Annotated in this window: 16 protein-coding genes and 1 pseudogene; 10 read left to right on the top strand and 7 right to left on the bottom strand. The window is 74.4% G+C overall.

Annotated features, from left to right (window positions below; translation table 11 throughout):
- The first annotated feature begins 137 nt into the window (after window positions 1-137).
- Window positions 138-698, top strand: coding sequence for a LuxR family transcriptional regulator (locus tag DP939_RS16305; protein ID WP_147268016.1), 561 nt, complete (start codon window positions 138-140; stop codon window positions 696-698).
- 18 nt (window positions 699-716) lie between these two features.
- Here DP939_RS16305 and DP939_RS16310 read toward each other — a convergent pair whose 3' ends face one another.
- Window positions 717-1,523, bottom strand: coding sequence for an SAM-dependent methyltransferase (locus tag DP939_RS16310; RefSeq protein ID WP_113981569.1), 807 nt, complete (start codon window positions 1,521-1,523; stop codon window positions 717-719).
- A gap of 101 nt (window positions 1,524-1,624) precedes the next feature.
- Between DP939_RS16310 and DP939_RS16315 the strand changes: the two genes are divergently transcribed.
- Window positions 1,625-2,119, top strand: coding sequence for a DinB family protein (locus DP939_RS16315; protein ID WP_113981570.1), 495 nt, complete (start codon window positions 1,625-1,627; stop codon window positions 2,117-2,119).
- Between the two features lie 6 nt (window positions 2,120-2,125).
- Here DP939_RS16315 and DP939_RS16320 read toward each other — a convergent pair whose 3' ends face one another.
- Window positions 2,126-3,406, bottom strand: a complete 1,281-nt coding sequence (locus DP939_RS16320) for a sensor histidine kinase (RefSeq protein WP_225878286.1) — start codon at window positions 3,404-3,406, stop codon at window positions 2,126-2,128.
- 26 nt (window positions 3,407-3,432) lie between these two features.
- Window positions 3,433-4,089: a response regulator transcription factor gene (locus DP939_RS16325; RefSeq protein ID WP_113981851.1), complete on the bottom strand. Its 657-nt coding sequence runs from the start codon at window positions 4,087-4,089 to the stop codon at window positions 3,433-3,435.
- Window positions 4,090-4,273: 184 nt separating this feature from the next.
- Here DP939_RS16325 and DP939_RS16330 point away from each other — a divergent pair, with 184 nt between their 5' ends.
- From DP939_RS16330 to DP939_RS16355, 6 genes and pseudogenes are all read left to right on the top strand, one after another.
- Window positions 4,274-4,816 carry a hypothetical protein gene (locus DP939_RS16330; RefSeq protein WP_113981572.1) on the top strand — a complete coding sequence of 181 codons (543 nt, stop codon included), beginning with the start codon at window positions 4,274-4,276 and terminating at the stop codon, window positions 4,814-4,816.
- On the top strand, window positions 4,816-5,952 hold the full coding sequence (locus DP939_RS16335; RefSeq protein WP_113981573.1) for an efflux RND transporter periplasmic adaptor subunit: 1,137 nt from the start codon (window positions 4,816-4,818) through the stop codon (window positions 5,950-5,952). Before DP939_RS16330 ends, DP939_RS16335 begins: the two co-directional genes overlap by 1 nt.
- Complete coding sequence (locus tag DP939_RS16340; protein ID WP_113981574.1) at window positions 5,949-6,665, top strand: ABC transporter ATP-binding protein; 717 nt, start codon at window positions 5,949-5,951, stop codon at window positions 6,663-6,665. Before DP939_RS16335 ends, DP939_RS16340 begins: the two co-directional genes overlap by 4 nt.
- Window positions 6,666-6,691: 26 nt before the next feature.
- Complete coding sequence (locus tag DP939_RS16345) at window positions 6,692-7,867, top strand: ABC transporter permease (protein ID WP_113981852.1); 1,176 nt, start codon at window positions 6,692-6,694, stop codon at window positions 7,865-7,867.
- A gap of 99 nt (window positions 7,868-7,966) precedes the next feature.
- Window positions 7,967-8,380 carry a VOC family protein gene (locus tag DP939_RS16350; protein ID WP_113981575.1) on the top strand — a complete coding sequence of 138 codons (414 nt, stop codon included), beginning with the start codon at window positions 7,967-7,969 and terminating at the stop codon, window positions 8,378-8,380.
- A gap of 176 nt (window positions 8,381-8,556) precedes the next feature.
- Window positions 8,557-9,292 (top strand): annotated as a pseudogene (locus DP939_RS16355) (NAD(P)-dependent oxidoreductase).
- On the opposite strand, the gene DP939_RS16360 reads toward DP939_RS16355, so the two are convergent.
- Entirely contained in the window at window positions 9,273-9,845 is a 573-nt protein-coding gene (locus DP939_RS16360; protein WP_113981576.1) for a TetR/AcrR family transcriptional regulator, read from the bottom strand. The pseudogene DP939_RS16355 and the gene DP939_RS16360 overlap by 20 nt on opposite strands.
- 59 nt (window positions 9,846-9,904) lie before the next feature.
- Here DP939_RS16360 and DP939_RS16365 point away from each other — a divergent pair, with 59 nt between their 5' ends.
- Together DP939_RS16365 and DP939_RS16370 are read left to right on the top strand one after the other, a co-directional pair.
- Window positions 9,905-10,243, top strand: a complete 339-nt coding sequence (locus DP939_RS16365) for a VOC family protein (protein ID WP_113981577.1) — start codon at window positions 9,905-9,907, stop codon at window positions 10,241-10,243.
- 177 nt (window positions 10,244-10,420) lie between these two features.
- Window positions 10,421-10,885, top strand: coding sequence for a tetratricopeptide repeat protein (locus DP939_RS16370; protein ID WP_113981853.1), 465 nt, complete (start codon window positions 10,421-10,423; stop codon window positions 10,883-10,885).
- A gap of 9 nt (window positions 10,886-10,894) precedes the next feature.
- On the opposite strand, the gene DP939_RS16375 is transcribed toward DP939_RS16370, so the two are convergent.
- The 3 genes from DP939_RS16375 to DP939_RS16385 all read right to left on the bottom strand — a co-directional run bounded on the left by DP939_RS16375 (window position 10,895) and on the right by DP939_RS16385 (window position 13,720).
- A complete protein-coding gene (locus tag DP939_RS16375; RefSeq protein ID WP_113981578.1) occupies window positions 10,895-11,482 on the bottom strand; it encodes a TetR/AcrR family transcriptional regulator in 588 nt (195 codons plus the stop codon).
- A gap of 28 nt (window positions 11,483-11,510) precedes the next feature.
- Window positions 11,511-13,037, bottom strand: coding sequence for an MFS transporter (locus DP939_RS16380; protein ID WP_113981579.1), 1,527 nt, complete (start codon window positions 13,035-13,037; stop codon window positions 11,511-11,513).
- Between the two features lie 71 nt (window positions 13,038-13,108).
- Window positions 13,109-13,720, bottom strand: a complete 612-nt coding sequence (locus DP939_RS16385; protein WP_113981580.1) for a flavodoxin family protein — start codon at window positions 13,718-13,720, stop codon at window positions 13,109-13,111.
- Window positions 13,721-13,881 lie beyond the last annotated feature (161 nt).

A 13,881-nucleotide genomic window follows, 5' to 3' on the forward strand; every position in this document is an offset into this window, starting at 1 on the left:
GCGGTGGGACGGCTAGGGGCGCACCGGCGTATCGTCATGCCCGTGACGCACACCCCCGTGACCGCTTGTGGCGCGGCCCTTTCCCCGGCCCATTCCCGGCCTTTTCCCCGGTTTCGGCGGCGGGACGGGGCGCTGAGGTGAACGGCCCGGGTTTTCGCGTCGTGCTGGTCCCGGACTTGGGCGAGGACCTGGCCCGCGCGGCGGCCATGCTGGAGCGCGCCATGCTGTCCCTGCGCGCGGCCGAACGCCGGGGGACGGAGCTGCCGGGGCCGCTGGCGGCCGGCGCGGCGCTCGGCGCGCTGCGGCGGCTGTGGCGGGCGGTGGCCCCCACCCAGGGCGGGTCTGCCGCGGGCCGGTTGTACGGCGCGGGCGGGCGGGTCGAGCACCTCCCGCTGCGGCTGGTCGACATCGACCCGGTGGACGTGGTGACGCTCTCGGCGGCGGCCGCCGTGCTGGGCGCGGGGCATGCCCCGGTCGGCGCGGCGCTGCCGCCGGACGGGCCGCCCGCGGGCGACCTGGCGGCGGCCGCGGCCCGCTTCAGCGGGCTGCTGGACCTTGCCGACACCGCCGAGTCGATCGTGCTGCGTGAACGCCTGGCCGCCGCGGGCCCCGGCGCCGATGTGACGCTGACGCCGGCGCAGGAGGCGGCCTACCGGCACACCGCCGACCGGCTCCACACCATGTGGCCCCGCCCCTGACCGGCCCCTGACCCGCCGCTAGGGTTTGCGGGCGGCCGCGGCGTACATGTTGGTCGCGGTGTCGGGCAGCGGCGGCTCGCCGGGCGCGGGGTGCCAGCGGGGCATCGGGACCACGCCGGGCTCCAGCAGCTCCAGGCCGGTGAACAGGCGCTCCACCTCCGCGCGGCCGCGCAGGTACATGGGGATGCCGCCGCGGGTGTACTCCTGCGCCAGGTGCCGCGACTCGGGCGCCAGGTCGGCGGTGGGGATGGTGATGGCCAGGTGGCTGCCGGGCGCCAGCGGCGCGAGCAGCGCCTCCACCAGGCCCTGGGCGTCGTCCACGAACTGCAGCATCGCGATCACCATGAGCGCCACCGGCCGGTCCAGGTCCAGCGTCCGGCGCAGCTCGGGGGCCTGCCACAGCCCGGCGGGGGAGCGCATGTCGGCCTGGACGTAGGCGGTGCGGCCGTCGGCGGCGCCGGACAGCAGCGGGCGGGCATGGGCCAGCACGATCGGGTCGTTGTCGACGTACAGGACCCGCGCCTCGGGCGCGGCCTGCTGGACCACCTCGTGCAGGTTGGGGGAGGCGGGGATGCCCGCGCCGATGTCGAGGAACTGCCGCATCCCCAGCCCGGCCAGGTGGCGGGCCATGCGCCGCATGCAGGCCCGGTTGGCGAGCATCGAGGTGCGCAGCCCCGGCCAGGTCGCCAGCGCGGCCGCCGCGGTCTGCCGGTCGGCGGCGAAGTTGGTGCTGCCGCCGATGATGTGGTCATAGACCCGCGCCGGGTGCGGCCGGTCGGTCCGCAGGTCCGGTTCGGGCCGGTCGTGCTGTGCGGCGTCCGGCATCGCGAGGGGTCCCGCCTTTCGATGGAGGCGCCCCGGGCCTGGCCCGGGCGACCGGCTTAAAAGATCCACTATAGGCCCGCCGCCTATACCATGCTGGGTTCATGAGCGACCCTCGGATCGATCCGCCGTTCGTCAACGATGAGCGCGCCATGCTCGGCTCCTGGCTGGAGTGGCACCGCCAGACCCTGGCCGTCAAGTGCGCGGGCCTGCCGCCGCATCGCCTGGCCGAGCAGTCCGCGCCGCCCTCCACCCTGTCGCTGCTCGGCCTGGTCCGGCACATGGCCCACGTGGAGCGGGTCTGGTTCCGCATCATCCTGGACGGCCAGGACGTCCCGCGGCTGCACCCCGGCGACGACGACTTCGACGAGGCCGCCGACGCCTCCCCCGAGGAGGCGTTCGCCATCTGGCAGGCCGAGATCGAGCAGGCCCGCGCCATCTCGGCGGCGCTGCCGCTGGACGCGCTGGGCAAGGTCATGCGGCACGGGGAGCCGGTGTCCCACCGGTGGGTGCTGGTCCACATGATCGAGGAGTACGCCCGGCACAACGGCCACGCCGACCTGCTGCGCGAACGCATCGACGGCGCCACCGGCGAGTGACCCCCTTCACTCGCCGGGCTGTCCGGCGGGCGGCGGGCCGTGCGGTGAGTGCGGCAACGTCACCGTGACCACCAGCCCGCCGCCGGGGCGGGGCCGTACCACGGCGTCGCCGTCGTGGGCGCGGGCCACCGACCGCACGATCGACAGGCCCAGCCCGGCGCCCTTGGCGGTGACCACCCGGTCGCCGGGCAGGCGGCGAAACGGCTCGAACAGCGAGGGCACCTCATAGGCGGGCACCACCGGGCCGGTGTTGGCGACCTCCACCTCCACCAGGCCGTCGGCGCGGGTGCGGCTGGCCACCCGCACCCATCCGCCGCCGGGCAGGTTGTGCCGGATGCCGTTCTCCACCAGGTTGTGCACCAGTCGTTCCAGCAGCAGGGCGTCGCCCGCGGTGGGCGCCTCGCCCGCCCGTTCCCGCACGGTGACCCCGGCCTCCTTGGCCTCCACCTCGATCTGCGCGGCCACATGGCCGACCACGTCGGCCAGGTCCACCGGAAGCCGCTCGACGATCTCCCGTTCGGAACCGGCCAGCACCAGCAGCCCGGTGATCAGCCGCTCATGCCGCGAATTGATCTGCAGCAGGTCCTCGCCGAGCGTCGTGACGTGCTCGCACGCCGCCGGGCGGTGCATGGCCAGCTCCACCAGGGCCCGGCCCAGCGTGAGGGGGGTGCGCAGTTCGTGGGAGGCGTTGGCGACGAACCGGCGCTGCCCGTCGAAGGAGCGGTCCAGCCGTTCCACCATCGTGTCGAAGGCGTCGGCCAGGCCCTTGACCTCGTCGTCGGGGCCGCGCAGCGCGATCCGTTCGTGCAGGCCGCGGTCGGCGGCGGGGGCGGCCGCGATGCGGCGGGCGGTGTCGGTCACCCGGTGCAGCGGGGCCAGTACCCGCCCGGCCACCAGCCATCCGAACCCGGCGGCGGCCCCGCCGACCACCAGCAGCGCCGAGGCGCCGAAGGTCAGCAGCGAGGTCGTCGCCGCCTTGTGCAGCGTGGCCTGCTGGTCCCTCATCCACTTCTCGGCCAGTCCGGGGTCCATCGGCGTGCCGTTGACCGTCAGCCGCCAGCTCTGGTCGGCGGCGGCGTCCTTGCCGCCGGTGCCGCCGGTGCCGCCGGTGCCGGGCGGGATCTCGGTGCGGGCCAGCACCTTGGCCCCGGTGCGGGTGATCTGCTGGCTGAACAGCGCGTACGTGGCGCCCAGCAGCACCAGCCCGGCCACGAGGAACAGCCCGCCGTAGATCAGCGTCAGCCGGGCCTGCAAGGTGACGCGGCGCGGCCCGCGGGCGGCACTCACGGGATCTGGGCTCATGGGATCTGGGGTCATGGGATGCGGTAGCCGACGCCGGGCAGGGTCTGCACGACCGGCGGGTCGCCGAGTTTGCGGCGTAACTTGAACACCGTCAGGCGGACGGCGCCGGTGAACGGGTCGGCGTACTCGTCCCACGCCTTTTCCAGCAGGTGTTCGGCGGAGATCGCGGCGCCCTGGGCGCGCAGCAGTTCGGCCAGCACCGCGAACTCCTTGTTCGACAGCGGCACGTACCGCTCGCCGCGGAACACCTCGCGCCTGGCGGGGTCCAACGTGATGCCCGAGCGGCGCAGCACCGGCGGCGCGGCCGGGCGGGAGCGGCGTCCCAGGGCCTGGACCCGCGCGGCCAGTTCGGCGAACGCGAACGGCTTGGACAGGTAGTCATCGGCGCCCAGCGACAGCCCGGCGACCCGGTCGGTGATCTCGGCGGCGGCGGTGAGCATCAGCACCCGTGTCCCGGCGCCGGTGGCCACCAGGTCGGCGCACACCTGGTCGCCGTGCACGGCGGGCAGGTCGCGATCCAGTACCACGACGTCGTAGTCGTTGACGGCGAGCCGCTCCTGGGCGGCGGCCCCGTCGTGGGCGATGTCCACCGCGTGGGTCTCCTGCCGCAGCCATTCGGCGATCGCCCGGGCGAGCCGCTGCTCGTCCTCCACCACCAGCACCCGCATGATCGTCCCTTCGCCGGCCCGCATCCACCGGCGACCATGCTCGCCCACCGCGCGTGTGGTCTGCGTTAAACGAACCCCCCCGGGCGGCCCGGCGCCGGAGGAAACGCCGGGGAAACGCCGTCTGCTGTTGCATCGGCTGCCGACCGGCCGGAATCTCCGGCCTGATCAGTGAGGAGGCGAGGAGATGCGCAGGTCGATCCGCGGCACGCTGGTGGCGGCGCCGTTCGCCCTGGCCATGGCCGTGCTGCTCGGCGGGTGCGGCGGCGGCGGGCAGGAGCCGGGTGTGGCCGGCGCGGCCGGTGCCACCGGCGGCGCGGCCAGCACGCGCCCGAGCCTGAGCCCCGATGAGATGGGCGTGAAGTTCGCCCAGTGCATGCGGGAGAACGGCGTGGACATGGAGGACCCCAAGCCCGGGCAGGGCATCCGGCTGAAGTTCACCCAAGGCGACAAGGCCAAGACCGACAAGGCGATGGAGGCCTGCCGGCAGTACAACCCGCAGGCCAACGCCACCGGCGCGCCCGACCCGGAGGCCGAGAAACGCGGCCGGGCGTTCGCGGCGTGCATGCGCGAGAACGGGGTGGAGGCCTTTCCCGACCCCAAGCCGGGCCAGCGCGGCATCATGATCACCGGGGAGGTCGCCAAGGACCCCGATCTGGAGGCCGCCCAGAAGGCCTGCCAGGACATCATGCCGGGCCCCGGCGGCGGATCAGGGACCGGTGGACGCTGATGGGCCACGGCACCGCCACGCGCCACCCGGCCCCCGCCGAAAGCGATGAGCGCCCGCGGGGGCGGCGGGCCCGGCGGGTGGTGATCGCCGCCGCGGTCGTGGTCGTCGCCGCCGGCGGGGCCACCGCCGCGGCGCTCACCCTGCAGGCCACGGGCGCGCCCGGCAAGGACGGCACGCCGCCGCCGTTGCCGCCGGCCACCGCCGAGGTCACCCGGCAGACCCTCACCGACACCACCACCGCCGACGGGGAACTCGGTTATGGCCCGTCCACGTCGGTGAGCGCCCGCACCGGCGGCACCATCACCCGCCTGCCCGGCACCGGCGACCGCGTCGGCCGCGGCAAGCCGCTGTTCAAGGTGGACGACGCGCCGGTGACGCTGCTGTACGGGGCGCTGCCCGCCTACCGCCGCATGGAGCCGGGCATCGAGGGCCGGGACGTGCGCCAGCTGGAGAAGAACCTGGACGCCCTCGGCCATGACGGGTTCACCGTCGACGACGAGTTCACCTACGACACCGCCGAGGCCGTACGGGACTGGCAGGAGGATCTCGGCCTGCCCGAGACCGGCGTCGTCGAACTCGGCCAGGTCGTCTTCGCCCCCGGCGCGGTACGGATCGACGCCGTGCAGGCCGGTGAGGGCGAACCGGCCCGCCCCGGCGGCAAGGTCCTTTCCTACACCGGCACCGAAAGGGCCGTCACCGTCCGCCTGGACCCCGCCGACCAGCGGCTGGCGAAGAAGGGCGGCAAGGTCACCATCACCCTGCCCGACGAGGACACCGTCACCGGCCGCATCACCGAGGTCGCAACCGTCATCACCCCCGGCTCCGGCCAGGACGCCGAACCGGCCACCAGCGTGGAGGTGACCGTCTCGCTGCCCGGCAAGAAGGCCCAGCGGGCCACCGAGGACTACGCGCTGGCCGCGGTGGACGTGGCGTTCACCGCCGGGCGGCGCAAGGACGTGCTGACCGTGCCGGTGGCCGCGCTGGTCGCGCTGGCCGAGGGCGGGTTCGGGCTGGAGGTCGTCTCCGGCGGCACCTCCCGTCATGTGCCGGTGCGCACCGGCCTGTTCGCCGCCGGGCGGGTGGAGGTCTCCGGTGCCGGCGTCGCCGAGGGCACGATCGTGGGGATGCCCAAATGATCGCCCTGGCCGGCGTCACCAAGGTCTACCCGGGCGGGGTGGCGGCTCTGGCGGGGGTGAGCCTGCGCATCGGGCGCGGGGAACTGGTGGCCATCGTGGGCCCTTCGGGGTCGGGCAAGTCCACCATGCTCAACGTGCTGGGCACCTTGGACCGGCCCACCTCCGGCACGGTCCGCATCGACGGCCACGACGTGGCCGAGCTGTCGGACGCCGGGTTGTCGGCGCTGCGGGCGGGACGGATCGGCTTCGTCTTCCAGCAGTTCCATCTGGCGCCCGGCGCGGCGGCGCTGGACAACGTCGCCGACGGGCTGCTGTACTGCGGGCTGCGCGCGGCGGAACGCCGCCGCCGCGCCGCGGCCGCGCTGCGCCGGGTCGGGCTGGCCCACCGGATGGACCACAAGCCGCACCAGATGTCGGGCGGGGAACGCCAGCGGGTCGCGGTGGCCCGCGCGGTCGCCGGGGAGCCGCCGCTGCTGCTGGCCGATGAGCCGACCGGCAACCTGGACTCGGCCTCGGGGGCGGCGGTGATGGAACTGCTGCGCGGCCTGCACGCCGCCGGCACCACCGTGGTGATCATCACGCACGACCGGGAGATCGCCGCGGCGCTGCCCCGCCGGATCGCCATGCGCGACGGCCGCGTGATCTCCGACTCCGCCCACCCCGGGGACGCTTCGGGGCGTCCGGCGGGCCTGGCCGCGGAGGCGGGCCGGTGAGCGCCGCGCCGCCGCGCCCGGCGCGGATGTGGCCCGGTGACGTGCTGAAGGTCGGCGCGGCCGGGCTGCGCACCCGCCCCACGCGGGCGCTGCTGTCGGCGCTGGGCATCGCCATCGGCATCGCCGCCATGGTCGCGGTCGTCGGCATCACCTCCTCCTCCCGCGCCGAACTGGACCGCACGCTGGCCTCGCTGGGCACCAATCTGCTGACCGTCGCCCCGGGCACCACCTTCACCGGCGCGCAGGCCGAACTGCCGTTGCAGGCCGAGGCCATGGTGGGGCGGATCGCCCCCGTCCAGGCCGTCTCGGCGGTCGGCATGGTCGAGCAGGCCAAGGTGTACCGGACGGGGAAGATCCCGCCGGTGCAGACCAACGGGCTGGCCGCCTACGCGGCGCGCACCAACCTGCTGGGCGCGGTCGGGGCACGGCTGGGCAGCGGCGCCTGGCTGAACGACGCCACCGGCGCCTACCCGGCCACCGTGCTGGGGGCGCTGGCCGCCGAACGGCTGGGCATCGGCCGGGCCGGGCCGGACGTGCAGGTCCTCATCGGCGGCCGGTGGTTCACCGTCATCGGCGTACTGCGGCCCGCGCCGCTGGCCCCCGAACTCGACACCGCCGCCCTGGTCGGCTGGCGGGCCGCCGAGCGCGAACTCGGCTTCGACGGGCATGCCACGACCGTCTACACCCGCTCGCGCATCTCGCAGGTCGAGGCGGTCCGCGCGGTGCTGGGCGCCACGGCCAACCCGCAGGACCCCAACGAGGTCGAGGTCTCCCGCCCCTCCGACGCCCTCGCCGCCAAACAGGCCGCCGATGAGGCCTTCACCGGGCTGCTGCTCGGCCTGGGCGCGGTGGCGCTGCTGGTCGGCGGGGTCGGCGTGGCCAACACGATGGTCATCTCGGTGCTGGAGCGGCGCGGCGAGATCGGCCTGCGCCGCTCGCTGGGGGCCACCCGCGGCCAGGTCCGCACGCAGTTCCTGACCGAGTCGCTGCTGCTTTCGGCGCTGGGCGGGGCGGCCGGGGCGATGCTCGGCGCGGTGGTCACCGCCGGTTACGCGCTGCCGGCGGGGCTGCCGGTGGTGGTGCCGGGCTGGGCGGTGGCCGGGGGGCTGGCGGCCACGCTGGCGATCGGCAGCCTGGCGGGGCTGTATCCGGCGATCCGCGCCTCGCGGCTGTCGCCGACCGAGGCCCTGGCCGCCCGCTGACCCGGGAGCGGCCCCGCGTGCACTTGACACGGCCCGCCCCGCCTCGATAGAAAACCGGACAGTTATTAATCCGTTCGGTTATGAAATGGGTGGGATTCGGTGAACTGGACCCTTGAAGTCGTCGTCGTCCCGGTGTCGGACGTGGAGCGCGCCAAGGCCTTCTACACCGGGCAGGCCGGTTTCACCTGCGACCACGACGTCGCCGGGTCCGGCGGCACTCGCGTGGTCCAGCTCACCCCGCCCGGCTCGGCGTGCTCCGTCGTGATCGGCACCGGCATGACGGCGATGACACCCGGCTCCCTGCAGGGCCTGCAGCTCGTCGTCGGCGACGTCCGCGCGGCCCGCGAGGAGCTGGCCGCGCGCGGCGTGGACGTCGGCGAGGTCCAGTTCGCCGACCCCACCGGCTTTCGCCCGGCCCGGCCCGGCGATGATCTCGACCACGCCGGTTTCGTCTACTTCGCCGACCCTGACGGCAACCAGTGGGCCGTGCAGCAGATCACCTCCCGGGGCTGAGGCCCGTGCTGCTGCTGCCCTACCCGGACGTGGCCGAGCGGATCCGCGCCGAATTCCCCGATGCCGGCATCGGCCTTTGGGACGGTGAGGGCCCGCCGCCGCCCGATCTGGCCGCCGTCACCTTCTACGCCATGCCCTACGGCAAGGGCGAGGCCCCGCGCCGGGCGATGGCGGCCATGCCCGCGCTGCGCGTGGTGCAGACCCTCAGCGCGGGCGTGGAGAAACCGCTGCCGCTGCCGGCGCCCGGCGTGGTGTTGTGCGGGGGGCGCGGCCTGCACGACGACAGCGCGGCCGAGCACGCCCTGGCGCTCATCTTGGCCGCGCAGCGCGACATCCCCCGCTGGAGCGCCGACCAGCGCGACCGGCGCTGGGCGCCGCGCCGTACCCGTTCGCCGGCCGGGGCGCGGGTGGTGCCGGCCGGGTACGGCTCGATCGGCGCGGCGCTGGAGGTACGGCTGCGGGCCTGCCGGGCCGAGACGGTGCGGGTGGCCCGCCGGGCTCGTCCCGCCGAGGCGGTGCACGCCGCCGCCGACCTGGCGACGCTGCTGCCCGCCGCAGACATCCTGGTGGCCGTGCTGCGAGACCCCCGAAACCCGGCATTTGATCGGCGCCGCGCACCTGGCGGCGCTGCCCGATGACGCCCTGGTGGTCAACATCGGCCGCGGCGCCACGCTGGACACCGAGGCCCTGACGCGCGAGGTGGGCACGGGGCGGCTGCGCGCGGCGCTGGACGTCACCGATCCGGAGCCGCTGCCGGCGGGTCATCCGCTGTGGTCGGCCCCCGGCGTGCTGATCACCCCGCATGTGGCGGGCGGCTCGGCGGCGTTCGTCCCGGCCGCCAAAGAGCTGCCGGCCGAGCAGGCCCGCCGGTACCTGACCGGCCGCGCGCTGCTCAAAGTGATCTCCCGCTGAGCCCGCGCCGCCGCTGGTCACCGTCCGGCGCCTGCAGGCGGAGCGCCGCGATGGCGGCGCGGGCCTGTTCGGGCGGCGCGCCGCCGGCGATCGCCGTCAGCGCCGCGCGCCAGGCCGCCGCCAGCACCGTGCCGAGCACCGGCGCGGGCGGGGCCGCGCCGTGGGCGAGCACGCCGGCCAGGCGGTCGGGGCCGGCGCCCGGGGGGGCATCGCCCAGGATGCGCAGGAAGCCCTCGCGCACGGCGAAGTCCAGTCCGACGAGCATGGCCGAGGTCACCGCGGCCGAGCGGCCGGCGCCGGTCGCCGAACTGGCGGTGGCCGCCATCGCGCCTTCCATCCGGTCAAGCAGCCGCCGTTCGACGTCGTCGCGGACGAAGGCGTACAGGCCGAGCTTGCTGCCGAAGTGGTGGTAGAGCGCGCCCGTGGTGACCTCGGCCGCCGCCGCGAGGTCGGCGACCGTCACCTCCTCGAAGGGGCGCGCCCCGAACTCCCTGACCGCGGCGAGGACGAGTCTGCCCTTGGGGGATGTCGAAACGGGGATCCATTCGCGCACCAGTACATAATGCCGTTACGCTGTCCGTAAATCTAGTTACGACCAGAAGGATGACACCCGTGAAGCTCGAATTCCTCTTCGTACCCACCTCTGACCTGCGGGCCTCCCTCGCGCTCTACCGCGACGGCCTCGGCTTCACCGAGACCTGGCGCGAGGGCGACATGACCGTCGGGCTGGCCGTCCCGGGCTCCGACGTGCAGATCATGCTGGACGCCCACGACCCCGCCGCCCCGGCCGGGCCGGTGTACGTCGTCGATGACGTCAAGGCCTTCCACGCCGCCCGCCCCGAGGCCCTCGCCGTGCTCGAGGAGCCCACGGAGATCCCCGGCGGCCTCCAGGTCACCTACACCGAGCCGGGCGGCGCGACCCTCTACGTCATCGACCGTTCCACCGAGTGAGCGACCCCGCAGGGCACCCCCCGGGGGGCACGGCCGTCGCCGCGTGCCCGGGCTTCACGCTCACCCGCGTTCGAGCAGGAAGCCCGGTCCCCCCGCCGGGAGCGGCACGCCCGATCCGGCGGCTAGGCTGGCCATGATCGCCAGTGATGATCGCCAGTGACGCCGAAGGAGCCGCCGATGACCCCCGATGAGACGATGGCCCGGATCGGCCAGGGGGTGGACCTGCACCATGGGCAGGGCCGGCCCGCCGAGGCCCGCGAGCTGTTCGCGCGGATCTGGGATGACATCGGCGGTGAGCAGGGCGACCCGCTGCACGTCTGCGTCCTGGCCCACTCGATGGCCGACGTGCAGGAGGAGGTGGATCAGGAGCTGGTGTGGGACCTGCGGGCGCTGGAGGCCGCCGGCCTGATCACCGATGAGCGCGTGGCCCGGGCCGGGGTGCCGTTCTCCGCCGCCGGCCTCTACCCGTCGCTGCACCTCAACCTCGGCGAGTGCTACCGCAAACTGGGCGATCTCGACCGCGCCCGCGATCATCTCCGCCAGGCCCGGGACGGGATCGGCGCCCTCGGCGACGACGGCTACGGGCGGCTCATCAAGGGCGGGCTGGAGCGCCTGGCCGAACAGCTGGGCGAGACCGCCTGACGGCGGCCCCTATCCGCCGCCTCCGGCGGGCGTCACCGGCGAGGCCCCCACCGCCCGCAGCAGCACGCCGTGCACGTAATCGGGGTCGGCCGGTGCGTCATCGAGCAGGATCGCCGCGCACAGCCCGTCGCACGTCGCCACCACCGCGGTCACGGCCTCGGGGGAGTCGGTGCAGTGCCGGGCCAGTTCGGCCACGTTGTCACGCCATCGCCGGGCGACGGGGCGCAGCGCGGGCCGCCGGGCGGCCAGGGTGGAAAGTTCGCGTTCGGCCAGGGCGCGGTCGCGTCCGGGGCCGGCGGATTCGGCGATCAGCTCGGCCAGGCCGCGCAGTTTGTCATCGCGCGCCTCGATGATGTGCCGGATGCGCTCGGTGTAGGACTCGGCGATGCTGGTCAAGGCGCCGATGAGCAGGTCATCGAGGGTGGCGAAGTAGTACGTGCTCAGGCTGACGGTGATGCCGGCCTCCTTGGCGACGGTGCGGTGGGTCACTCCGGCCGTCCCGTCGCGCCGCAGGACCGCCAGGGTGGCCTCGATGATCTCGGCGCGGCGCTTGTGGCCCCTGGCCTTGCGCCCGTCCGCGGTCTGCTCCTCGCCCATGCTCCCTCCCTGCCACCAGGTTAGACGATCACGGCCGGGGTTCCCCGATGGGCCGGATGTGCCTGAGCGTGAGCAGGCACAACAGGCTCACGGCGAGAATCGCGGCCCCCGCGGCGAGGGCGGCGACGTTCAGGCCGGCGGTGAACGCCGCCTGCGCGTCGCGGATGGTGCCCGGGGGGATCCGCCCGGACAGCGCCATGGCTTCGCCGAGGCTGCCGGTGACCCGCTGGGCGATCTCCGGGGCGGCCTGCTCCGGCGGCTGGGCCCGGGACCGGTAGACGGCGGTGGTGAGGCTGCCCAGCAGGACGACCCCGGCGGCGAGGCCGAGTTCCTGCACGGTCTCCGACATCGCCGCCGCCGACCCCGACTTCTCCGCCGGCGCGGCCCCCACGACGATGTCGGTGCCCAGCGCCGCGATGGCCCCCAGCCCCAGGTAGATGAAGGCGAAGCCGGCCACGACGCCCGCCCGGCCGTCGCTGCCGGCCGTGGCGAGCAGCAGGTAACCGATCAGGGACAGGCCCAGCGTCGCCGCCATGACCGTCCCCGGCCGGATGTGCCTGGCCACGATCGGCGCGCCGATGGCGGCGGCGAACATCGCCAGCGCCGGCGGCCCCATCCACAGCCCGGCCTGGGCCGGTGAGAGCCCCTGGACCAGTTGCAGGAACTGGGTGACCAGGTACATCGTGCCGCCCACGCCGACGAGGCCGATCAGCAGGACCGCCAGGGCGGCCGAGAACCCGCGGTCGGTGAACAGCCGCATGTCCAGCAGCGGGGAGGCCAGCCGCAGTTGCCTGCGCACGAAGGCGGTGCCCGCCGCGGCGGCGGTCAGTGCGAGCAGCGGCGTCAGCGCGTCGATGCCGCCGCCGGCCAGGTGCTTGACGGCGTAGACGAGCGGCAGGATGGCGGCCAGCGACAGGGCGACGCTGGTGAGGTCGAGGCGGCCCTGGCCGGGCGCGGCGTACTCGGGCAGCAGCGCCCGCGCACAGGCCAGGACGAGCGCGGCCACCGGCAGCGCGATCAGGAAGGCCGCGCCCCACCAGAACCGGCCGACCAGGGCGCCGCCGGCCACGGGTCCGGCGGCCATGCCCAGGGAGAACATGGTGGCCCACACGCCGATGGCCACGGCCCGCTGCCGTACGTCGGTGAACATGTTGCCGATCAGGGACAGGGTCGAGGGCATGAGGGTGGCGCCGGCGACGCCGAGCAGCGCCCGGGCCGCGATCAGGGTGGCGGAGTTCGGCGCGAACGCGGCCAGGACGGACACGGCCGCGAACGCGGTGACGCCGATCATCAGCAGGCGGCGCCTGCCGATCCGGTCTCCCAGGGTGCCCATGGTGATGAGGAACCCGGCGATGAAGAAGCCGTAGGCGTCCATGATCCACAGGGTTTCGGTGGCCGTGGGATTCAGCTCGGCGGCCATGCTGGGGGAGACCAGGTACAAGACCGTGACATCGAACCCCAGCAGCGCGGTGGGCAGCGCCAGCAGTCCCAGGCCGAGCCACTGCCGCAGCCCGGCCCGCTGCGGCGTCGTGACGTCTTCTCCTTGCGAAAGCATATTTGAACCATAGTACAACTAGTACGATCGTTCAAATACCTGACGTCCCGGCCCGGCCCCCTCGCCGCCTCTCAGGTGGTGACGTAGGCGGCGCGGCGGCCGGCCGCGAGGACGGCGGCCTGGCGGGCGACGCGGGCGCCGAGGTGTTCGGCGGTGGCGATGTCGGCGGCGTGCACGGTGTCGACGCCGCCGTCCAGCGGGGTCTGTGCCCCGGCGCCGGTCCAGAAGCCGAGGCGGTTGAGGTCGTTCTCGGTGCTCGTGGTGGAGTTCCAGCCGGGGGCGAGGCCGAGGCTGACCCACAGCATGCGGTGCTGGGCGGCGAAGGTGATGAGGAAGGCGAGGGTGCTGAACTTGTCGCCGTTCTTGGACGCGGAGTTGGTGAAGCCGGCCGCCAGCTTGTCGGCCCAGCGGCCTTCGGCGAAGCGGCGGCTGGTGGCCTCGGCGAAGGCGTGGAAGGCGGCGGTCGCGCTGCCCATGTAGGTGGGGGAGCCGAAGATGATGGCGTCGGCGTCGTCCAGTTGCCGCCACTGCCGCTCGGTGATGGCGTCCACCGGGACGAAGGGCACGTCCGCGCCGGCATCGGCCGCTCCGCGCCGGACCGCCTCGGCGAGGACCGCCGTGTGCCCGTAGCCGGAGTGGAAGGCGACGGCGACGGAGGGGGCCGGGGCGATGGATTCGGGCATGTCAACTCCAGTGGTTCGGTGGTCCGGGTACTGCGATGGCGGCGCCTCCAGGGCTCCCGCCGATGGCTAATATGACCGGTCGTCTTGGATTAGTCAAGCCGCCGCGGACGCCCGCAGACCCCAGCGCGGCGGCCGTTTGACATCTTTAAGGAGACCGGTCA

Origin of the sequence: Spongiactinospora rosea (assembly GCF_003315795.1) — a bacterium.
Classification (GTDB): domain Bacteria; phylum Actinomycetota; class Actinomycetes; order Streptosporangiales; family Streptosporangiaceae; genus Spongiactinospora; species Spongiactinospora rosea.